Consider the following 21,176-nt stretch of genomic DNA (forward strand, 5'->3'; position numbering starts at 1 on the left):
GCAGTCCGCCGCCCGGCATATCGGCTTTCCTCAGCGGCACTGGCCACTTCTGATAATGCGATAGCCTGCTTTTTCAGCAGTGCAGGAATTGGAGAACGTCTGCCGGTCCCCGCCACGCTGGGCGCACACAGGGCGATATTCACGCGTGCACGCTCCGGACGAACCGCCCGGTCTCCCTGGTCGATGGGATTGCTGTGGCGGGCGTGTGGGCCGTGTTCCCTCGCCGCCCCATCCACCTCCTGGTCTTGATGAGGTGCACCGGCCATTGGAAACGACACGATAGCCTTCGGCCCGCGCCACGCAACTACTGGACAATGTCTTGCGTTCTCCCCGCCGCTCCCCACAAACCGGCGCATAGATCATCGGGCACATCTGCGGCTGCGACGGGCCTGGCCGCATAGGTGGCCGATAATCCGGACCGCCTTCGGCTACGCAGCCTGCAAGAAACACCGCACCTGCGAGCACCCCCAAACGGCTGATCTTCTGCAATAGCATCGCTCTCTCCATTTTTTGATCCGCAAGCTAAGATGGAACAGTAGCCGATAAGAACAAGACCGGGTCAGCAAGTTTCAAACATTCACATCCAGATCGCCATATCGACAAGCACCGCACATGCTTTACTCTGCCTCCCGACGGAGCAGATAATGGGAACAGGCAATATGCAGCGATTTAACAGAATAATAGCAGTATTGGCTATCATGCACCTGCTCTTCTGGCCAGAACATATTGGCCCCGCCTATGCCAGCAGCGGCAATTCCGTTTCTTTCATTTTCGGACCACCAATGCCCGATAAAAGGGCTGGGCCGAAAATTAGCCGCATCTGCCAATTGATTGAAACGAGCGCTGACACCCACGGCATTCCCAGAGACTTCTTCGCCCGTCTGATCTGGAAAGAAAGCCGTTTTGACCATCGCGCCATCAGTCCGGTTGGTGCGCAGGGTATAGCACAGTTCATGCCCTATACCGCCAGGGAGCGCGGCCTGTCGGATCCTTTCGATGTCGAACAGGCAATTCCGGCATCGGCCAGTTTCCTGAGTGATCTGAAGCGCGATTTTGGGAACTGGGGACTTGCAGCTGCCGCCTATAATGCAGGATCGGGGCGCGTTTCTCGTTGGATACAATCGGGTGGTTTTCTTCCGCTCGAAACGGAGGATTATGTCCTCGATCTCACCGGCGTATCTGCGGATAATTTTGCATCCGGCGCCGAAATCGCCAACAGTCCGCTCGACCCCAAACTGGCATTTTCCGAAGCCTGCCAGCGCCTGCCTATCATTCGCACAGCCACAATCCCCATGGCGCGCATCAAGCCAAAACCGTGGGGAATTCAGGTCGCGGGTAATTTTCGCCGCAACATAGCCGTCAATCAGTGGAATCGGCTTCGCAAGCGGTTTTCGTCCGTATTGGCGGGCCATAATCCCGTCATTAGTCGGGTTCGCACACCGATGGCGCGGCGCGGCGTTTACGCGGTTCGGATCGGCGCAGATAGCCGCAAGGAAGCCAACACTATCTGCGATAGACTGCGGGCAGCGGGCGGCGCATGCATAGTTCTGCGCAATAAATAAGCAACCCGCTATGCTATACCATCGTACCGGCAGATATAGTGCGGCTAAACCGTTCTATTTTGGAATTGATAAAGCGATATTCTGGAATTTTTGTAAAGATTTGTCTCAATGCCGGTTCAAAGACGACCAATTATCTGTGACACAAAGAATTTGCTTGCCAAACTTCGCATCATAGATCAGTCTTCCGCTGTCCGGGCATGTTGCGAACAAATGGAAGACTGGAAGAACGGCGCGCCGGAACCGCTAGAAGTTCCGGGTTAGAGTAATCTCTGGCAATGATCGGTTCCTTTCCAATGTCGAGAACTGCCTGCATGACCCTCTGCCGGGTGTGTGGTGCGCTCGGTGGAAGATACAATTCCACTGTTTTTAGAAAAGGCAGTGGCGCCAAGGAAAAGGAACGGATCCCATGGCACAGACCGGTCAGGTCAAATTCTTCAACTCCGAAAAAGGCTTCGGTTTTATCAAGCCCGATGATGGCGGCGCAGATATCTTCGTACATATCTCTGCTGTGCAGGCTTCGGGTCTGGCAGGGCTTGCTGACAATCAGAAAGTTTCTTACGAGACGGAACCGGACCGTCGCGGTAAGGGCCCGAAAGCTGTAAACATCGCCATTACTGAATAATCGTTTATAGAACAGATTATCCACCCCGGCCAGCGCCGGGGTTTTTTATTGCCTCGACCCCGCAAAATCATCCGCCATCATAAAAGTCCATGGTGTACGAGACGGCAAGAGCACGCGAAATATTACGTAGACTGCTTTTATTTTACCTCGGGGACGCTCGTTTTTCTGAGCCCCACCATCGTTCAGCCTTCATTCATGTCGAAGAGATTAACTTCCTGTTCATACTCGATACGAAACGTCTGACCATTTTTCGTATCGGCATCGGTATTTATGCTTCTGAAGGAGCAAACAATGAACAAATTTGTAAAAATGACTATCCTGGCAGTTGCCTCTGTGGCTGCGGTTTCTGCCCCGCTGGCAGCGGCTTCCGCCGATTCCTGGGGCCGACATGGCTGGAATCGAGGCGGTTGGGATCGTTCCTATCATCGCCACCATAGGAATGGCGACGCCGTCGCCGCTGGCGTGATCGGGCTTGCAGCAGGCGCGCTGATCGGCAGCGCTTTAAGCCAGCCGCAGCCGGTCTATGTCCAGCCAGCCCCGGTCTATGCACCACCGCCGCCTCCGGTCTACTACCCGGCACCGCCTGCGCAAAGCATCCAATATCGGAGCGACTACGAACCGTGGAGCCGCAGTTGGTATGATTATTGCTCTGATCGCTATCGATCGTTCAACCCGAACACCGGAACCTATCGAGGCTATGACGGGCAGGACCATTTCTGCTCAGCCAATTGATCGAATGAGAAAGCCGCCCCAAGGGCGGCTTTTTACATACTGCCGTCAGGCATGATCTGTTTTCGTAAGAAAAGGATTGGTGCGCCTTTCCTCTCCGAAGCGGCCTCCCGGACCGTGACCACAGATAAATCCGATATCATCGCCCAGTGGAAGCAACTTCTCCTTGATCGAACGGATAAGCGCCGCATGGTCGCCGCCCGGCAGATCGGTGCGGCCGATCGATCCATTGAACAGCACATCGCCGACAATCGCAAAGTGTGCTTCAGGATTGAAGAAAACGACATGGCCCGGCGCATGGCCAGGACAATGGAAAACATCGAAATCATGACCAGAGAAGGAGACTGTGTCGCCTTCTTCCAGCCAGCAGTCAGGCACGACATTGCGCACACCTTCGGTCAGACCGTATTTGAGGCCGGTCGTCGCCAGATTATCGAGCAGAAACTTGTCGTCCCTGTGGGGGCCGACAATATCGACGCCGAACTCCTCCTTCATATCCATCGCGCCAGCGGCGTGATCTATATGGCCATGCGTAAGCCAAATCGCTTCAACCTCGATATTCTGTGATGCGATTGCTTCCTTGATCCGTGCAAGGTCGCCACCCGGATCAACAACGACACCCTTTTTCGTCTCGCTATCGAAAAGAACCGTGCAATTCTGCTGAAATGGCGTAACCGGAACGATAATGGCCTGCAATTGTCCCATAGAAATACTCCATTCAGTCTGCATGTTTGCCAAGCTGCGCGGCAAGTTGAGTCCAGTGCAAGCTTTATAGGTCTCACATAATACGCTGCGCCAGCACAAAAGGCTTGCTTCATCAGATAAACGGGTGGCACAAGGCCACCCGTATCCCCTCTCTCGAGAGTCTGTCGTCGGTTGTCGTCCCCACAACCGCGTTATCGGCTTATATTCAAGCCTTGTTTGCCATTGAATTCTTGATCAGTCCGACAATCGCCGTCAGAACAAGACCGCCCACGCCGCCACCAGCCAATTGACCGACCACGCCGTTAAGCACGGAGTCCAGTCCACCGTTGGACAGCAATGGGAGAAGCTGGCCAAGAATGACGCCGCCGATGCCGCCGGCAACCGTGTTGCCCGTGGTTCCGAGGTTGATATTCTTGGCAGCGCCGGCGACATTACCGCCGACTACACCTGCAACAAGCTGGAGAATGATAGGCAATAGAGATTCCATGATCGTCACCCCAATTCGAGTTAAAAGCCGGAATAACGCGAATCCGACATGAAAAACCTTGAACTGAAACTGGCCAATGTCAAACAATAAGCAGAAAATCAGTCAAAAAGCGGCTCAAAAGCCGCTCTTTTCTGTTTAAAAGCTATTATTCTGCCGCTATTCGCTTGGGTTGAACTTCGGCAGTGTAGTCGTTCATTAGAATATTTGTAATTTCGCCAGGCTGAAAATGATAAGGCCCGACCACGGAAACCGGGGTCACTTCGGCTGCGGTTCCACAAAGGAAGCATTCAGTGAAATCCGCCATTTCTTCCGGCATGATGACGCGTTCGATGACTTCCAGACCGCGGCGCTTTGCAAGATCGATAATAGTCCGCCGCGTAATACCGTCCAGGAAGCAATCAGGGATCGGCGTATGAAGCGCGCCGTCCTTGACGAAAAATACATTCGCGCCAGTCGCCTCCGCTACCTGCCCGCGCCAGTCGAGCATCAGCGCATCGGCATAGCCCTTGGCTTCCGCCGCATGCTTGGAAATTGTACAGATCATATAAAGACCCGCAGCCTTGGAGCGCGACGGCGCGGTGCGCGGGTCCGGGCGGCGATATTCGGCAATATCCAGCCGGATACCCTTCATTTTCTCTTCCGGCGAGAAATAGCTCGGCCACTGCCAGATCGCGATTGCGAGGTGGATACGGTTGTTTTGTGCCGATACACCCAGCGAATCCGAGCCGCGCCAGGCAATCGGGCGGACATAAGCATCCTCAAAGCCCTGCTTCTTGAGCAATCCCCGGCAAGCCTCGTTGATCTCATCGACGCTATATGGAATCTCGAAACCCAGAATATGCGCGGATTCATGCAGGCGCTCGGTATGTTCGGTGAGCTTGAATATCTCCCCGCCATAGGCCCGCTCTCCCTCGAATACGGCACTCGCATAGTGCAGGCCATGGGTCAGCACATGAACTTTCGCGTCTTTCCAGGCAATGAACTCCCCATCCTGCCAGATAAATCCGTCCCGTTGATCAAATGGAATCTCAGCCATTTTAGTCTTCCTCAAAAATAATCCCTGCGGCTTTGTTCTCAAGCCGTTTACTCATATGAGTGTTCTTCATCTTTCTGCCCGGTGCAATTGAAATTTAAACGCCGGTCAGACAGATATTCTCGCCGATTTCAGCTTTTTAGAACAAATACACCGAGGTCAGCGCCCGTCCCCGGCACAAGTCTCAAGCGTGGAGTACATGCAAAGCAAGAATATTTCCGCCATAAACGGAAAATAACACTCGCCATAATGCGTCGTCCCCCTTATTGGATGGCGTATCATGGCCGATAGCGCAATTATTTCTCCTCTCACCCATAGCAGCATAATTTTTGTTCTAAAAAAGCACTCTGTACTTTCCAAAAATTATCTTGGTGATTGAGTTATGTCAATAATGCTGACATATTTATCGCAACAGGATGGAGCTTCGATGTGAACTCGACGAACGACATGAATTATATAAGCAATCCCTTGACGTCACTGGAGGCGGCCGACCTCAACGTCATTGAGTTGCTGTTTTTTTCTTATCGCGATTTCACCGCAGATCCGGATCTCATCCTCGAAAAGATTGGTTTTGGCCGCGCCCATCACCGGGTACTTTATTTCATCAACCGCAAGCCAGGTATGACGGTCGCGGAACTTCTGGAACTGTTGCGCATCACCAAGCAAAGCCTCTCGCGAGTTCTCAAGCAACTGATTGACACAGGCCATGTTGTGCAGGCTACCGGATTGCACGACCGCCGTCACCGCAAGCTTTATCCAACCAAAAGCGGTCGCCAGCTTACCCTTGCACTTGCCCTGCCGCAGTCGCGCCGCATCGCGCGCGCATTGGAAGGATCGGATGCAAAAGATCGGGAAATCATTGAACGCTTCCTTTATAATATGGTCAACCCCGAAAGGCGGCGGCAGATTGACGATTTCGCCGCAACGGAAAATGCCGTGCAAAAGCCCGAAACGCAGTTGAAAGACATAAAGAACGACGGGACAGAGCAGGCAACAGAGAATAGACGCGCCGCGTCTCAATAGATAAGGTAATGGTTCGACGCAGTATCGATTGCGCAGCAACTGGAACAGAGATGGGATCAAGCGACGCCATGGCTGTAGAAGAAAATAATCTTTCGGACGATGCACCGCATCTGCTTGTCGTCGATGACGACACACGAATCCGCAGCCTTCTTTCGCAATATCTGACCGGCAGCGGTTTTCGCATCACGGTAGCGGGTAGCGCTGCTGAAGCGCGCCGCAAGCTCGAAGGCATCGATTTCGATCTGCTGGTTCTCGACGTCATGATGCCCGGTGAAACCGGCGTTTCTCTCACCCGTTCGCTGCGCGAGCAGAAGAACGTGCCAATCCTGATGCTCACTGCCCTGTCGGAAACCGACAGCCGCATTGACGGTCTGGCTGCGGGTGCGGACGATTATCTGCCAAAACCTTTCGATCCGCGCGAGCTGATTCTGCGCATTAACAACATTCTGCGTCGCGGCGCGACACCTGCGCAACCAAAGATCGAGCAGATTGTCTTCGGCCCTTACACATTCTTCATTCCTCGCCGTGAGTTGAAGAAAGGCATGGAGACGATCAAGCTGACCGACCGCGAACAGGATATCATGGCGATATTTGCCGAGCGCGCAGGCGAAACTATCCCCCGTCATGAATTGACTGGGCAGGATGGCGATGTCGGCGAACGGACCATTGATGTGCAGATCAACCGCCTGCGCCGCAAGATCGAGCAAGACCCGGCCAACCCGGTCTGGCTGCAAACCGTGCGCGGAATTGGCTACAAGCTGAGTATCGAATAGAAGCCCATGGCAAACCTCTCCTGGCCAGCACAGCCGTTGGGAGTATTCTGAGACGATGAGATCGCTCTGGAGACAACTCACGCGCTGGCTTGCGCGCCGGATGCCCAAAGGTCTCTATGCGCGTTCGCTTATAATTATCATCGCTCCAATGGTACTGCTGCAATCGGTGATCGCCTATGTCTTCATGGAGCGGCACTGGCAGATGGTGACGGAGCGGCTTTCGACGGCGGTCGTGCGCGATATTTCCGCCATTATCGATATTCTCGAAACCTATCCGCAGGAACCGGGCTACGACAATCTCATTCGCATTTCCCAACAGCGTATGGCCCTCAATATCTCGATCCTGCCGCCCGACCCATTGCCGCCGCCCGGCCCGAAACCTTTTTTTGCCATTCTCGATTATTTCCTGAGCGAAGAAATCACCCGCCAGATCAGCCGACCTTTCTGGGTCGATACAGTAGGTGATTCCGATCTGATCGAAATCCGTATCAAGCTGGAAGACAAGGTGCTCCGCGTTTTTGCGCGCCGCAGTCAGGCCTACGCCTCCAATACCGGCATCTTTCTCACATGGATGATCGGCACGGCCCTCGTCTTGCTTATTATCGCCATCGCCTTCCTGCGCAATCAGATCAAACCGATCCAGCAGCTTGCGGAAGCAGCCGAAAGTTTCGGTAAAGGGCGCCCCATGCCGGAAGGTTTTCGGCCCCATGGAGCCGAAGAAGTGCGGCGCGCGGGCATTGCTTTCATCCAGATGCGCACGCGTATCGAGCGCCAGATCGAACAACGCACTGCCATGCTTTCCGGCGTGAGCCATGATCTGCGTACCATTCTGACCCGCTTCAAGCTGCAACTTGCCCTTGCGGGTCATTCAATCGATATTGAGCCGCTCAATCAGGATGTTGCCGATATGCAGACCATGCTGGAAGGCTATCTGGCCTTCGCGCGCGGGGAAGGATCGGAAGAAGCCGCAAGCCTCAACATCGCCCTGCTTTGCGAAAAGCTGGAAAACGAGGCCCGGCTGCGCGAACGAGGTTTCAAATATTCGATTGAAGGCGATAGCGAAGTCCATGTCCGCCCCAATGCCTTTTCGCGCCTTGTCAGCAATCTCGTATCGAACGCCTTTAGCCATGCGCAAAATGTTGAGCTTTCGGTCAGTCACAATGATGGCTGGCTGAAAATAGTCATCGACGATGACGGTCCCGGTATTCCACCCGACAGACGCGAGGACGTTTTCAAGCCTTTTGTACGCCTTGATGAAGCACGCACGCAGGGTACAGGCGGCACTGGCGGCCTGGGTCTGGCCATTGCTCGCGATATTGCCCGCAGCCATGGTGGCGATATTGAGCTTGAAGACGCGCCAGCAGGTGGCTTGCGCGCGATCGTTCGCATTCCCGCATAAGCAATGCCGTTCAGGGGCGATTGATATATTGTGCTGCGATATAGCCCAATGCCGTTGCCGCAATGCAGGCAAATACGGATAGGCTGATATTGAACAGGGCGCGGCCCGGAAAGCCCAGGCGCAATAGTTCAAAAGTTTGCAGACTGAATGAGGAAAAAGTGGTGAAGCCACCGCAAATGCCGACCATAAATGCCAACCGCCATATTTCGGGTATCGAAAAGCGGCTCGAAGCAAGGGTTAGCGTGCCGAACAATGCGATTGCAAAAGAACCGGTCACGTTAACGAAGATGGTGCTCCACGGCATTCCGCGACTAAGTGGGCCCAGCCAGATGGCTATCCAGAAACGCAATACGCTTCCCAAGCCACCGCCAATTGCGACGATAATTGATGCCTGCATTATGCATTCCATCCCTGCATCATTTGGCCAGCGTCAAATTGCATAAAGTCCGCAGGCGACGCAAATCACAGATACGGAATTAGAACAGTTTTCCGCCGTTCGGCACTTCCTTGTCAATGGCAGCAAGCACCACTTCGCCCTCCTCATCCGGCAAGCCGAGAGTCAGGACTTCCGACATGAAAGGCCCAATCTGGCGTGGAGGAAAATTGACGACGGCAAGCACCTGCTTGCCGATCAGCTCTTCCGGCGCATAATGCTTGGTGATCTGCGCCGATGACTTTTTCATGCCGATCTCGTCGCCGAAATCAATTTTCAACTTATAGGCAGGCTTGCGCGCTTGCGGAAATGGTTCAGCCTCGACAACGGTTCCCGCACGAATATCGACTTTCTCGAAATCCGCCCAGCCAATCGTTTCCGTTCCACTCATCCCTGTTACTCCCTGCGGTCAGGCTGTGTCACTCCCAACAGTCTTGTCACGCCTATAGTCAGGCGTGACCAACCGTCTCGAAAACTACGCTTTCGAGAGATTTCTGGGCCGTGACACCCGACCAGACGACAAACTGGAAAGCCTGAAAATAATTCTCGCACGCTTCCAGCGCTGCTGATAGCAAGACCTCAACCTGCCGACTGGTCGGCTCCGCTCCGCCCGCCAGCAGAAGCGACTGGCGATACATGATCGCACCTTCCTGCTGCCACAGATCGAAATGCCCCATAAGCAGTTTCTCATTGATCAGCGAAAGCAGCCGCATCACTTCATTGACGCGCGGTTCCGCAACCTTGATGTCAAAGGCGCAAGCCAGATGCAAAGCCTCGAAATCCTCCATCCAGGAGAACGAGATATGATAGTCAGTCCAGTTGCCTGCCACCGATATTGCGATTTCATCATCGCCAGTCCGCTCGAACGTCCAGTCGTTTGAATTCGCGACATGCTCGATCACATCCACCGGATGCGCTTCACGGGCAAATTCAAGCTCAAGAAGGCTCATGTCCGTTTCCTGTTCTGGGAAGTCCCTCGTAGAGACGCTTCCAAATTCCGGCGTGTGGTTTCCCCTACGCCCGTACCCGCCGCCACCGCACGACGCAGGCGCGGTTAAACAGGCACGAATTGATCGGTCGAGGGACTGGCACGCCCTATGGCATGCAAGCGCCTCAATGGCACACGCACATACGCAACTGATACTGGAAAGCAGCCTGAAAGACACGAAACCTGCAAACAGCCCCCCGCCGCCGCCCACATGACCCTGTTACGAATCATGTAGTGTTTTCAGTCTATTGATGCTGAATCTGAACACCAGCCCCTTTTATGAAAAGAGGCATTAAAGGATGTGGAAATATGACGGGGGCGAGCAGGAACCCTTGCCTTAACCGACTCTAAGACAAGGGTTTTTGCCACTTGCAGCCTGTTAATAAAAAATTACGAATTATCTTTGGATTTTGTACCCGAAGATGGGTTTTTCACCGTTTTGCCACTCGAATCAGCTTCGAATTTGGCAAGACGCGCTTCCAGAGCTTCGATTTTGGCAAGCAGGGTACTGTTTTCGGTGCGCGCCTTGATCGCCATTTCGCGCACAGCGTCAAACTCTTCGCGCTGCACCACGTCAAGCGTATTGAGAACGCGCTCGCCCTGCGAGCGTAAGGCCGTTTCCACTTCACGCCGCACACCCTGTGCAGCGCCTGCTGCATCCGTCACAAGCTTGGCGAATTCATCGAGAACCCGGTTCGATCCGCTGGTCATGGCATTCTTCCTTGTTAAAAACCTGTTTTGGAAATAGGGCTGTCCCGGTTCCGATGCAAGCACAGCTATGCAATCGTGATTAACCGACGAGCCGCAGACCCGGTTGACCGGTCCGGCTTCGCCAAGCATGGTTCGTGAATAAATGGAGTGATTGCATGATAGAAACGCCGACGCCGGTTTCGGGCATTGCATTTCCAGATATAGACCCAGTAATTTTCTCCATCGGCCCTCTGGCCGTGCATTGGTATGGGCTTGGTTATGTTGTCGGCATCCTTTTTGCCTGGTGGTATGGCAAGAAGCTGCTGCGCAACCATCGCCTCTGGGCCAACAATCAGGCTCCGATGGTACCCGAAGCGCTTGATGATTTTGTCATCTGGGCGGCACTCGGTGTCGTTCTGGGTGGGCGCATCGGCTACGTCCTGTTTTACAATTTCACCTATTATCTTGCCAATCCTCTGGCTATACCCGCGGTATGGGATGGCGGCATGTCGTTCCATGGCGGCATTCTCGGCACGACACTTGCCATGTTTCTTTTCGCGCGCTCACGCAACATCGGTGTCTGGAGCATGTTTGACACGGTCGCCGCAGGTGTACCCGTCGGTCTCGGTCTCGTGCGTGTCGCCAACTTCATCAATCAGGAACTCTGGGGTCGCGTCAGCGATGTGCCTTGGGCAGTTTACTTTCCCAATGGTGGTCCGCTGCCGCGCCACCCGAGCCAGATCTACGAAGCCCTGCTCGAAGGCTTGCTGCTATTCTTTGTTCTGTTTGCACTCATCTGGGTCGGACGCAAACTGAAAAAGCCCGGCTTTGTTGCCGGCGCATTTGTTGCCGGTTACGGATTGAGCCGCATAGCGGTCGAATTCTTCCGCGAGCCTGATGCGCAACTGGGCTATCTTTTCGGCGGTTGGCTCACCATGGGTATGGTGCTTTCGCTGCCAATGGTGCTGTTTGGCTTCTGGGTTATATGGCGCGCCAACCGGGCGGCGCGCGATGCCTGAAACCCCGCTGAAAAAGCGTTTGAAGCGATTGATCGCAACCAACGGGCCGATTAGCGTCGCTGACTATATGGCTGCCTGCCTTGGCGACCGTGAAACAGGCTATTACATGACGCGCGAGCCGTTCGGGCGCGGCGGGGATTTCATCACGGCTCCCGATGTCAGCCAGATGTTCGGTGAACTGATCGCCATCTGGTGCATCGGCATTTGGGATATGCTGGGACGCCCCGAAAAAACTGTCCTTTGTGAAATCGGCCCCGGTCGCGGAACGCTGATGAGCGATATGCTGCGCACGATCACGAAGCTCGCGCCGCAACTGGCCGCCTGCGCAACCGTTGCAATGGTGGAAACCAGTCCGCGTCTGACCGCCATACAGAAAGAGAAGCTCGCACCGTTCAAAAACCTCATCCAGTGGTTCGAGTGCTTTGCCGATATTCCTGACGGTCCGCTGATTCTCGTCTCCAATGAGCTTTTCGATGCGATTCCGACCCGGCAGTTCATCAAGGTGGATGAGCGTTTCGTAGAACGTATGATTGCGCTCGACGAACAGGAAGAACTGCAGTTTGCAAGTGGCGTAACCGGTCTCGATCCCGCGCTTTTGCCACAAGATCACGAGCGGGTCCCGGACGGCGCTGTCTTCGAAGCCGCCCCCGCCCGCACGGCTTTGATGCAGGAAATCGCGCGGCACATCGCGAGAACGCGCGGTGCGGCCCTCACCATCGATTACGGCCACCTGCAATCGGGGTTTGGCGACACGTTGCAGGCCATGTTGAAGCACGCCTATGACGATGTTTTTGCCCATCCGGGCGAAGCCGACCTCACCAGTCATGTCGATTTCGACATGCTGGAAAAAACAGCGCGCAATTGCGGTTGCAAGACGGGAACCATGACGCAGGGCGAATTTCTACTCGCCATGGGCCTGATCGACCGCGCCGGTCGTCTGGGCGCGGGCCGCGACGCGGCTTTTCAGGAAAAAATTCGTGAAGATGTCGAACGTCTGGCCGCGTCCGACCAGATGGGAAATCTGTTCAAAACCCTCGCCATTGCCGATCCGGCCACGCGACTGTTCCCGTTTGAGCTCTGACAATTTAGCGTGAACTGGCAAAAAGCTGCAATTGACAAGCCACGCCGCCTCCCCCACCATCCCGCCGTTTGAAAAGAGAAAGCCGATGACCGACAAGCCGCAACCGCTCCGCTCAGCTTTGCTGGAAGGCCCTGCCGGACAGAATGGCTGCCGTATCGCGCACGGCTTTTTCACGCGCAAGGGCGGCGTATCGAGCGGTATTTATGCCGGTTTGAATGTGGGCAGCGGCTCGAACGACACACCCGAACTGGTGGCAGAGAACCGCCGTCGCGTAGCCGAAACCCTTGGTGTTTCAGCAGACCGCCTCATGACGGTGCATCAGGTTCACTCCACCGATGTTCTGCATGTGACCGAACCTTTTGGCTCTCCTCGCCCAAAGGCCGATGCGATGGTCACGAACATTCCCGGCATCGCACTTGGCGCGCTTTCGGCTGATTGCGGCCCCGTGCTCTTCGCAGATCATAATGCTGGTGTCATCGGCTCAGCTCATGCTGGCTGGCGCGGCGCTTTCGATGGCGTACTGGAAAACACCATCGACTCCATGATCGGCCTTGGCGCTAAGCGCGAGAATATTGTCGCGGTTCTCGGCCCAGCGATTGGCCCCCAAAATTACGAGGTCGGCCCTGAATTTTATGCGCAATTCATCGCGAAAGAACCCGCTTATGCGAGCTATTTCATGGTATCGAATAAGAAAGATCACAAGTTTTTCGACCTATGGCGTTTCATTACCGACCGCCTGGCAAAAGCGAATATACGTGCCCACGCCTTGCGCCAGTGCACATATGCCGATGAAAATCAGTTCTATTCCTATCGGCGCACGACGCATCGCAAGGAAGCTGATTACGGACGTCAGATCGCCGCTATAGCCATTATAGAAGATTGAGGAGAACACTATGGCCCTTCACTTCGAGCCGGAAGAATTCGCCGCACGACGCGACCGTCTGATCTTGAAGATGGAGGAAGAAAAGCTGGATGCCCTCCTGCTGTTCGCGCAGGAAAGCATGTATTGGCTAACCGGCTACGATACCTTTGGTTTCTGCTTCTTTCAATGCCTAGTGGTCAAGGCCGATGGCTCGATGGTGCTCATGACACGCTCTGCGGATTTGAGACAGGCGCGCCACACATCCAACATCGAAAACATAGTTGTCTGGATCGACCGCGACAATTCCAATCCCGCTGCTGATCTGCGCAATATCCTGACCGATCTGGACCTGCTCGGCACGCGCATCGGCATCGAATACCAGACTCATGGCCTGACCGGCGCCGATGCGCGCAAGCTGGACGAGCAATTACAGAGTTTCGCCAAGCTCTACGATGCATCCGGCATGGTGGATCGGCTGCGGCTGCTCAAAAGCCCCGCTGAGATCGCTTATGCGAAACGTGCAGCGGAACTCAGCGATGAAGCGCTGGATGCGGCGCTGAAGCTTATCAAGGCAGGCGCGAGCGAAGCGGATATTCTGGCAGCCATGATGAGCGCCAACTTCGCGGGCGACGGCGACTATCCAGCCAATGAGTATATTATCGGCTCGGGCGCAGACGCCCTTCTGTGCCGTTACAAGGCGGGCCGCCGCCAACTTGCGGCCAACGATCAATTGACCCTTGAATGGTCTGGTGTATTCCGCCACTACCATGCGCCCATGATGCGGACCGTCATTATCGGCGAGCCAACACAACACCATCAGAAACTATATGACGCCGCCCGCGAAGCAATCGAAGCGGTTGAAGCGGCGATGACGCCAGCATCTACCTTTGGGGATGTTTTCGACGCGCACGCACACACGATGGAAGCGCATGGCCTGACTCGCCATCGGCTGAACGCCTGCGGTTATTCGGTAGGTGCGCGTTTCACACCCTCTTGGATGGACCCGCAAATGTTCTATTCCGGCAACCCGGAAAACATCCAGCCGGATATGACACTCTTCGCTCATATGATTATTATGGATTCCGACACCGGAACCGCTATGACACTCGGCCAGACATATCTGACGACAAACGGGGCAGCGGAGCATTTGTCACGCCACTCTCTTGATATGCCCCTTGCCTGATAAGATTGTCAAATGACGCGTGATCGGCGATAAATTGCTTATAGCGCATGAGTGGTCTGCGCTCTTAGGAGCATGAAGCCGAACATGAACAAGGCATATCTTCCCGCAATGCTGTTGCTTGCCATACTGCTTGCCGCCTGCAACAGTACCGAATCCGCATTGGATATACAGGGCGCAAACCAGCAGCCCGGCCAGCAGGAAATGCCGGCGGCACCCGCCGCCTCTGCTCAAGCAGCCCCGGCTGCAACCAGTCCGGCACCGCAGCCGCAGCGCACCGCAACGCTAAAACCGGGCAAGCTTTACATTGCCCCGATCATCGGTGCACCGCTCAATGTAGTGACGCCCCTCACCCATCGGATCAATGACGATGCGCGGGCCAAGGGTATCGATCTGGCGGGCAATGCAGACACTGATGCCGCCTATGTCATGAAGGGATATTTCTCCGTTCTTTCGGAGGATAACCAGACGACGGTTCTTTATGTCTGGGATGTTCTGGACGCATCCGGCAATCGACTTCATCGCATACAGGGGCAGGAAAAAGTTCCGGGAGCTGCCGCAGATTCGTGGAGCATCGTCCCCGCATCCGCCATGCAGGCCATCGCTGATCGCACCATTCAAGAATATGCAAGCTGGCTTGCGGCAAATCGCGCATAGTGGCAACTTCACGCGACAAAAGGCTGAATCTTTTACGCAATCCTATACCCGCCCCTGTAAGAAAGCGTTTCGGATTGTCTTTTTACTGCAATTATATCCCCTCAGCCCTTGCAATGGCTGTGACTCTTTGCAATAGGCCCCACATTCGGGAATGCCTTGCGGGTTGCGCCATTTAAGGCTGCTGCTTTCTGGGCTTTCAAGAATGAATTTGCTGAGCCGGATTTGAGATGGCTCATGCGCAGACAACAGACCATGTCCGTTCACGGACCTTTGCGACAGAACGAAACTGCTCCGGCTTCAGAGGCAAAAGAATGAAACTTTTCGCAGGCAACTCCAACCGGGTTCTTGCCGAATCCGTTGCTCAGTATCTCAACATCCCGCTTGGCAAGGCCACTGTTCGTCGTTTCGCCGATCAGGAAGTCTTTGTAGAGATTCAGGAAAACGTGCGCGGCGAAGACGTATTCGTTCTGCAATCGACCTCCTACCCGGCCAACGATCATCTGATGGAACTGCTCATCATGATCGACGCTTTCCGCCGCTCCTCCGCCCGCCGTATTACCGCCGTTCTTCCCTATTTCGGTTATGCGCGACAAGATCGAAAACCCGGCCCGCGCACGCCAATTTCGGCAAAGCTCGTCGCCAATCTGATTACCGAAGCCGGTGCCAACCGCGTTCTGACCCTCGATCTTCATGCCGGACAGATCCAGGGTTTTTTTGATATTCCAACCGACAATCTCTACTCGGTGCCGGTCATCGCCCGTGACGTGAAAGCAAATTATGCCAGCGGCAACTGCATGGTTGTTTCGCCGGATGTCGGCGGCGTGGTGCGCGCGCGCTCGCTGGCAAAACGCATCGACGCTCAACTCGCGATTGTTGACAAGCGCCGTGAACGTCCCGGCGAATCGGAAGTCATGAATGTCATCGGCGACGTGACTGGCAAAGATTGCCTTTTGTTCGACGATATCGTCGATTCGGGCGGTACGCTTTGTAATGCAGCCGAAGCGCTTCTGACCAAGGGCGCCAAGAGCGTCACCGCCTATATCACGCATGGCGTATTATCGGGCGGCGCAGTGGCCCGCATCGCGTCCTCCAGACTTAAGGAGTTGGTCATCACCGATTCCATCCAGCCCACCACCGCCATCAACGATGCGCCAAATATCCGCGTACTTTCCATTTCTGACCTGATCGGCGAGGCTATCGCCCGTACGGCAGCGGAAGAATCGGTTTCGAGCCTGTTCGACTAAACACGCTCTAGAAACCGGTGAGCCGGATAACGATCCCCAGACATGCCGCAAGAAAAAGCACAAGCGGCATGTTTACCCGCAGAACCACAAGCAACAAAGCCGCCGCAGCCGCAATCAGCACAGCAGCATTATCCATTGTGTGCCAGACAGGCACGGGCAGCGTAAGCGCTCCGAATGCCTTTTGCGATACTTCCGCAAAGAGTACGTGCAGCGAAAACCACAATGCGAGATTGGCGATCACGCCCACGACCGCAGCCGTTATTCCGCCCAGCATGGCTGAAAGCCAGCGCACTTGCCGCAACCTTTCGACAAAGGGCGCGCCTGCGAAAATCCATAAAAAACATGGAATGAAAGTGAACCACAGCGCGATCAATCCGCCTGTGAGGCCCCCCGTAAGCGGGGGCAAGCCTGATAGGTTCGCCGCCCCCACAAAGCCGACGAAGACCAAAACGAGGATCAAGGGGCCGGGCGTCGTCTCGGCAAGGCCCAGTCCGGTCAGCATTTCGCCCGGCTGCATCCAGCCGAAATGCTCCACTGCCTGTTGCGCCGTATAGGACAACGCGGCATAGGCTCCACCAAAAGTGACAGCCGCAAGCTTGGAAAAGAACGCCGCTTCCGCCGCGAAGACATGTTCGCCGCCAAAGATAAGATAGAGCATTGCGAGCGGAACGAACCATAGCCCGCCCCAGATAAGCGTCTGTTGCACAAATTCGCGCAGGGCACTTGGCGAAGCCGCGGCAGACATCGTCCCAATTGCGCCCCGCAGAATGAACCGCTGCGCCCCACCCGCAAAGGCTGCAAGCAGCACGACGAGCGGGAATGGCAAATGGAGAAAGGCGATGGCAACGAATGCAGCGATTGCAAGCGCATAGGAAAAACGCGACGCCAGAGTGCGTTTTCCCATGCGGTAGAGAGCGTCGAACACAATGGCAAGCACGGCGGCTTTCAGTCCAAACAAAAGCCCCGCGACAATATCGACATGGCCAAACGCAATATAGAGCGCCGACAAAAACAGCATGACCGCAGCACCCGGCAGGACGAAAAGCAGCCCGGCCAGCAAACCGCCACGCCAGCCTCGCATGGTCCAGCCGCAATAGGTTGCAAGCTGCATGGCTTCAGGCCCTGGCAGAAGCATGCAGAAATTCAACGCATGCAACAGCCGCTCCTGATCCATCCATTTCTTTTCATCCACCACGACGCGTTGCAGCATGGCGATCTGCGCCGCTGGTCCGCCGAAGGACAAAAGCCCGATCTTGCCGAAGGTGGAAAATAGTTCCTTGAAGTCCGGCTGTGCCGATTGTGCTGTCACGAATATGTTCCTGTACATCCTGATCAAGCTCTCGCTGATCGTCATTACAGTCTTGTGACAGGTTTCACAGTTATTCCGCAGCCGCCCTGTCTTCGGCCTGTTCATCGGGCGCAGCCGGATCGCCGGGCGCGGTTTCGCATTGAAGATCGGGGAAGTTGACGACGCGCATTCCCTTGAAATCATTGCGTAGTACTAGAAGCCCGCGCTCTTCGAAATAGGTCAGAAGACGCCGCGCTCGACTGAATGAATGCGTACCATAGGCTCGCGCCAGCGCCGCATCCGAAGGGCATGGCGCTCTAGTCACCGCTGCCTGCGCGACGATCAGGAACACGCCCTGTACATCATCGGTGAGGCTTTCAGAGAGTGCGAGCGCCTTCTGCCATGTCTCGCCTGAGGCTGCATCACCTTCAATGCTGGCCTGCGCCACCGCCAGTCTGCGCCGGAAGGCAGGCAACGCCAAGGGCTCTCCCGGAACGCGATGAATGCGGCAGCGCACCAAAAAATCCTGATAGAGCACGGCGACCGAGCGGAACGACGCCTCTGGATCATCCACGATCTCGCGCATGACTTTCTCAAGCAGTTCTTCGCGTTCTGCCTCCACAATACCGGGAAACAGCGGTTCCGTCATAGGCTCCGCTTCTGGCTTCGGCTTCGCCACCTGTGCCAGAATCTCTGCCGTTGATGGCGGCGGCGGTGGCGCAGGAGCACGGCGAACAGGCATGCGGATTTCTTCAGGGGGCGGCGTGAAGATCAGATCGTGCGCATCTTCCGGAGCGTCGGGAAGTGGCATCAGCTTGGGCGATGACGAGCGGGCGGAAGTTTCCACCGTGCCGATTTTGATAGGCAGCGGACGGCGGGACAAGGCCGGTCCCAGCGCCACAAAATGACCGCGCTGCAAATCCCGGAACATTTCGGCCTGCCGTCGCTCCATGCCCAGAAGGTCGGCGGCACGCGCCATGTCGATATCGAGAAAAGTGCGCCCCATCAGAAAATTGGAAGCTTCGGCCGCTACATTCTTGGCAAGCTTGGCAAGGCGCTGTGTGGCGATCACGCCGGCCAGGCCGCGTTTGCGTCCCCGGCACATGAGATTTGTCATCGCGCCGAGCGAGAGCTTGCGCGCTTCATCAGACACTTCGCCAGCGGCTGCGGGTGCAAAGAGCTGTGCTTCATCCACTACCACAAGCATTGGATACCAATAATCGCGTTCGGCATCGAAAAGGCCGCCAAGAAACGCTGCTGCCGCGCGCATCTGCTGCTCGACGTCAAGACCCTCCATATCCAGCACAGCCGAAACTCGATGCTGCCTGATACGGCTGGCAATGCGGGTCAATTCCACCTCCGTGCGCGCGGCATCGACGACGACATGCCCATGGACATCGGCAAGCGTAACGAAATCCCCTTCGGGATCGATAACGCATTGTTGCACCCATTGCGCGCTTTGTTCCAGAAGACGGCGCAGGAGATGCGACTTGCCCGACCCCGAGTTGCCCTGCACGAGAAGGCGCGTTGCGAGAAGCTCTTCAAGATCAAGCATGGCCTGCTTGCCACCACCAAGCGCACCTGTCGACGCAGTGCCACTCCCAGCGACAGAACCCATGTCGATACCGACCTGCATCTCGCCCCCTTCTATGAATAGATGGAAAATGTTGGAACCTGACGACCAGGTTCGATCGGGCATTCCCTATCACCTTTGGTGCCGCAGATACCACCCGTTAAGAGAAAAGCCCACAGAAGTCGCATTCACATCCAAAACTTGCCATATCCAAAAAACTTGCGCCAGAAACGCGTTTGCTCTATAGCACCGCCATCCGCGTAGACACCCTTGGAGGCAGCGCGGAATGAAGTTGTCCGGCCTTATCCGATGTAAAGGCGCTACGGGCCGTTTCATGTCGTTTATTTTTTGAACGACACTCCAGTCAGTATATGAAAGGAAATGCCATGAGCGATAATTTCGTGCTCAAGGCCGATTTGCGCAGTCGGGTTGGTAAGGGGTCCTCCCGCGAGCTTCGCCGCAACGGCCAGATTCCGGCAGTCATCTATGGTGACAAGCAGGAGCCCCTCGCAATCGCCGTTCCCTACAAGGAAATTTACTACAAGATCTATGGTGGTGGCTTCAAGACCACGATTGCCACAATCGAAGTAGACGGCAAGAAGATTCAGGTCCTTCCGAAGGACTACCAGCTCGATCCGGTCCGCGACTTCCCGCTGCATGTCGACTTCCTTCGCGTTTCCGCGAAGTCGGTTGTTACCGTCAATGTTCCGGTTCACTTCAAGAACGAAGAAGCTGCCCCCGGCATCAAGCGCGGCGGCGTTCTCAATGTCGTTCGCCACGAAGTCGAACTGATCGTTGCAGCCAATGCTATTCCGGACGCTCTCGAAGTCGACCTCACCGGCCTTGAAATCGGCGATACGGTTCACTTTTCGGCCATCAAGCTGCCGAAAGACGCATCTCCTGTCATTCAGGACCGTGACTTCACCATCGCCACCATTGCTGCTCCGGCCGGCCTGAAGTCGGACGAAAATGCTGAAGGTGCCGAAGAAGAAGCAACCAAGGAAGGCGAATAATCGCTTTCCCCATAGAGGGGGCTTGCAACCATGCTGCTCATCGCAGGACTTGGCAATCCGGGCCCCAAATATGCGCATAACCGGCACAATATCGGTTTCATGGCGGCGGATGAAATATTCCGCCGCCATCGCTTTTCCAATTGGCAGAAAAAGTTTCAGGCCGAGATTGCCGACGGTATCATCGACGGCGAGAAGGTGCTTCTCATCAAGCCGCAGACATTCATGAATCTTTCGGGCCAGTCGGTTGGCGAGGCCATGCGCTTTTACAAGCTCGCGCCCGCTGATCTGGTCGTCATCTATGACGAGCTGGATCTACCCCCCGGAAAACTGCGTATCAAGACGGGCGGCAGCGCCAACGGCCACAACGGCATAAAATCCATCGACGCACATTGCGGGCAGAACTATCGCCGCATGCGTCTTGGCATCGGCCATCCCGGCGCAAAAGAACTCGTGCATAATCACGTTCTGGGTGACTTCGCCAAGGCTGACAGTGAATGGCTCGACAAGCTTTGCGAAGCCGTCGCAGACAATATCGATCTGCTTGCCAGAAGCGAAGACAACACTTTCATGAACCGCGTAGCACTCGCCATGGGCGATGGCAGCCAGCGCCCAAGCGGCTTCAAGGCCCGGCCCGACGCAGCGGAAAAAGCCCCGCCCAAAGCCCAGAGCCATATACGGCAAGCGCGACAAAACCAAAAGCCCGCCAATATTTCACAAAGCGGCCCGATGGCCGAAATGCTCAAAAAGCTGCTCGGTAAAAAGGACTAGGACCTCCAAACCCGGTCCCGCCTCTTGACGCTCCACCATCCTATGTC

Annotated in this window: 24 protein-coding genes; 14 read left to right on the forward strand and 10 right to left on the reverse strand. The window is 55.4% G+C overall.

Annotation, left to right across the window (positions count from 1 at the left end):
- Nucleotides 1-30: 30 nt before the first annotated feature.
- Complete coding sequence (locus tag KUG47_RS10895) at nt 31-495, reverse strand: Kazal-type serine protease inhibitor domain-containing protein (protein ID WP_217677988.1); 465 nt, start codon at nt 493-495, stop codon at nt 31-33.
- A 287-nt stretch (nt 496-782) separates the two neighbouring features.
- Between KUG47_RS10895 and KUG47_RS10900 the strand changes: the two genes are divergently transcribed.
- From KUG47_RS10900 to KUG47_RS10910, 3 genes are all read left to right on the forward strand, one after another.
- Entirely contained in the window at nt 783-1,562 is a 780-nt protein-coding gene (locus tag KUG47_RS10900) for a transglycosylase SLT domain-containing protein (protein WP_422718081.1), read from the forward strand.
- 406 nt (nt 1,563-1,968) lie between these two features.
- Entirely contained in the window at nt 1,969-2,184 is a 216-nt protein-coding gene (locus tag KUG47_RS10905) for a cold-shock protein (RefSeq protein WP_217677989.1), read from the forward strand.
- A gap of 291 nt (nt 2,185-2,475) precedes the next feature.
- The gene (locus tag KUG47_RS10910; RefSeq protein ID WP_217677990.1) at nt 2,476-2,916 is read left to right on the forward strand and encodes a BA14K family protein; all 441 of its coding nucleotides are present in this window, start codon (nt 2,476-2,478) and stop codon (nt 2,914-2,916) included.
- Between the two features lie 45 nt (nt 2,917-2,961).
- On the opposite strand, the gene KUG47_RS10915 is transcribed toward KUG47_RS10910, so the two are convergent.
- The 3 genes from KUG47_RS10915 to KUG47_RS10925 all read right to left on the reverse strand — a co-directional run bounded on the left by KUG47_RS10915 (nt 2,962) and on the right by KUG47_RS10925 (nt 5,141).
- A complete protein-coding gene (locus tag KUG47_RS10915; RefSeq protein WP_217677991.1) occupies nt 2,962-3,618 on the reverse strand; it encodes an MBL fold metallo-hydrolase in 657 nt (218 codons plus the stop codon).
- 205 nt (nt 3,619-3,823) lie between these two features.
- The gene (locus tag KUG47_RS10920) at nt 3,824-4,105 is read right to left on the reverse strand and encodes a hypothetical protein (protein WP_217677992.1); all 282 of its coding nucleotides are present in this window, start codon (nt 4,103-4,105) and stop codon (nt 3,824-3,826) included.
- 145 nt (nt 4,106-4,250) lie between these two features.
- The gene (locus KUG47_RS10925) at nt 4,251-5,141 is read right to left on the reverse strand and encodes a branched-chain amino acid aminotransferase (protein WP_217677993.1); all 891 of its coding nucleotides are present in this window, start codon (nt 5,139-5,141) and stop codon (nt 4,251-4,253) included.
- Between the two features lie 426 nt (nt 5,142-5,567).
- Here KUG47_RS10925 and KUG47_RS10930 point away from each other — a divergent pair, with 426 nt between their 5' ends.
- From KUG47_RS10930 to KUG47_RS10940, 3 genes are read left to right on the forward strand one after another with little or no spacing between them, the layout of a single operon-like run.
- Nucleotides 5,568-6,161 (forward strand): MarR family winged helix-turn-helix transcriptional regulator, encoded by a 594-nt coding sequence (locus KUG47_RS10930; protein WP_340162800.1) that lies wholly within the window; start codon nt 5,568-5,570, stop codon nt 6,159-6,161.
- Between the two features lie 50 nt (nt 6,162-6,211).
- Nucleotides 6,212-6,934, forward strand: coding sequence for a response regulator (locus tag KUG47_RS10935; protein WP_217677994.1), 723 nt, complete (start codon nt 6,212-6,214; stop codon nt 6,932-6,934).
- A 55-nt stretch (nt 6,935-6,989) separates the two neighbouring features.
- Nucleotides 6,990-8,333, forward strand: a complete 1,344-nt coding sequence (locus KUG47_RS10940; protein ID WP_217677995.1) for an ATP-binding protein — start codon at nt 6,990-6,992, stop codon at nt 8,331-8,333.
- Between the two features lie 10 nt (nt 8,334-8,343).
- On the opposite strand, the gene crcB is transcribed toward KUG47_RS10940, so the two are convergent.
- The 4 genes from crcB to KUG47_RS10960 form a co-directional block, all read right to left on the reverse strand.
- Nucleotides 8,344-8,730: a fluoride efflux transporter CrcB gene (crcB, locus tag KUG47_RS10945; RefSeq protein WP_217677996.1), complete on the reverse strand. Its 387-nt coding sequence runs from the start codon at nt 8,728-8,730 to the stop codon at nt 8,344-8,346.
- A 79-nt stretch (nt 8,731-8,809) separates the two neighbouring features.
- Nucleotides 8,810-9,157: a tRNA-binding protein gene (locus KUG47_RS10950; protein WP_217677997.1), complete on the reverse strand. Its 348-nt coding sequence runs from the start codon at nt 9,155-9,157 to the stop codon at nt 8,810-8,812.
- Between the two features lie 58 nt (nt 9,158-9,215).
- Nucleotides 9,216-9,716 carry a type III secretion system chaperone family protein gene (locus KUG47_RS10955; RefSeq protein WP_217677998.1) on the reverse strand — a complete coding sequence of 167 codons (501 nt, stop codon included), beginning with the start codon at nt 9,714-9,716 and terminating at the stop codon, nt 9,216-9,218.
- A 428-nt stretch (nt 9,717-10,144) separates the two neighbouring features.
- Nucleotides 10,145-10,465 carry an accessory factor UbiK family protein gene (locus tag KUG47_RS10960; RefSeq protein WP_217677999.1) on the reverse strand — a complete coding sequence of 107 codons (321 nt, stop codon included), beginning with the start codon at nt 10,463-10,465 and terminating at the stop codon, nt 10,145-10,147.
- Nucleotides 10,466-10,620: 155 nt separating this feature from the next.
- Here KUG47_RS10960 and lgt point away from each other — a divergent pair, with 155 nt between their 5' ends.
- From lgt to KUG47_RS10990, 6 genes are all read left to right on the forward strand, one after another.
- Nucleotides 10,621-11,463, forward strand: coding sequence for a prolipoprotein diacylglyceryl transferase (gene lgt, locus KUG47_RS10965; protein ID WP_217678000.1), 843 nt, complete (start codon nt 10,621-10,623; stop codon nt 11,461-11,463).
- Nucleotides 11,456-12,544, forward strand: coding sequence for a class I SAM-dependent methyltransferase (locus KUG47_RS10970; RefSeq protein ID WP_217678001.1), 1,089 nt, complete (start codon nt 11,456-11,458; stop codon nt 12,542-12,544). The genes lgt and KUG47_RS10970 overlap by 8 nt, the downstream gene beginning before the upstream one ends.
- A gap of 85 nt (nt 12,545-12,629) precedes the next feature.
- Nucleotides 12,630-13,427 (forward strand): peptidoglycan editing factor PgeF, encoded by a 798-nt coding sequence (gene pgeF, locus KUG47_RS10975; protein WP_217678002.1) that lies wholly within the window; start codon nt 12,630-12,632, stop codon nt 13,425-13,427.
- Nucleotides 13,428-13,437: 10 nt separating this feature from the next.
- Nucleotides 13,438-14,589, forward strand: coding sequence for a M24 family metallopeptidase (locus tag KUG47_RS10980; protein ID WP_217678003.1), 1,152 nt, complete (start codon nt 13,438-13,440; stop codon nt 14,587-14,589).
- A 72-nt stretch (nt 14,590-14,661) separates the two neighbouring features.
- Nucleotides 14,662-15,243, forward strand: a complete 582-nt coding sequence (locus KUG47_RS10985) for a hypothetical protein (RefSeq protein WP_217678004.1) — start codon at nt 14,662-14,664, stop codon at nt 15,241-15,243.
- A 311-nt stretch (nt 15,244-15,554) separates the two neighbouring features.
- Complete coding sequence (locus tag KUG47_RS10990; RefSeq protein WP_217678005.1) at nt 15,555-16,487, forward strand: ribose-phosphate pyrophosphokinase; 933 nt, start codon at nt 15,555-15,557, stop codon at nt 16,485-16,487.
- 7 nt (nt 16,488-16,494) lie between these two features.
- Here KUG47_RS10990 and chrA read toward each other — a convergent pair whose 3' ends face one another.
- A complete protein-coding gene (gene chrA / locus KUG47_RS10995) occupies nt 16,495-17,814 on the reverse strand; it encodes a chromate efflux transporter (RefSeq protein WP_217678006.1) in 1,320 nt (439 codons plus the stop codon).
- 52 nt (nt 17,815-17,866) lie between these two features.
- Complete coding sequence (locus tag KUG47_RS11000; RefSeq protein ID WP_217678178.1) at nt 17,867-19,411, reverse strand: helicase HerA domain-containing protein; 1,545 nt, start codon at nt 19,409-19,411, stop codon at nt 17,867-17,869.
- Nucleotides 19,412-19,734: 323 nt separating this feature from the next.
- Between KUG47_RS11000 and KUG47_RS11005 the strand changes: the two genes are divergently transcribed.
- Both KUG47_RS11005 and pth read left to right on the forward strand, forming a co-directional pair.
- Complete coding sequence (locus tag KUG47_RS11005; RefSeq protein WP_217678007.1) at nt 19,735-20,361, forward strand: 50S ribosomal protein L25/general stress protein Ctc; 627 nt, start codon at nt 19,735-19,737, stop codon at nt 20,359-20,361.
- A gap of 30 nt (nt 20,362-20,391) precedes the next feature.
- Entirely contained in the window at nt 20,392-21,129 is a 738-nt protein-coding gene (pth, locus tag KUG47_RS11010; protein WP_217678008.1) for an aminoacyl-tRNA hydrolase, read from the forward strand.
- The last annotated feature ends 47 nt before the right edge of the window (nt 21,130-21,176 follow it).

It is taken from the genome of Falsochrobactrum tianjinense (assembly GCF_019100495.1).
Lineage (GTDB): Bacteria > Pseudomonadota > Alphaproteobacteria > Rhizobiales > Rhizobiaceae > Brucella > Brucella tianjinense.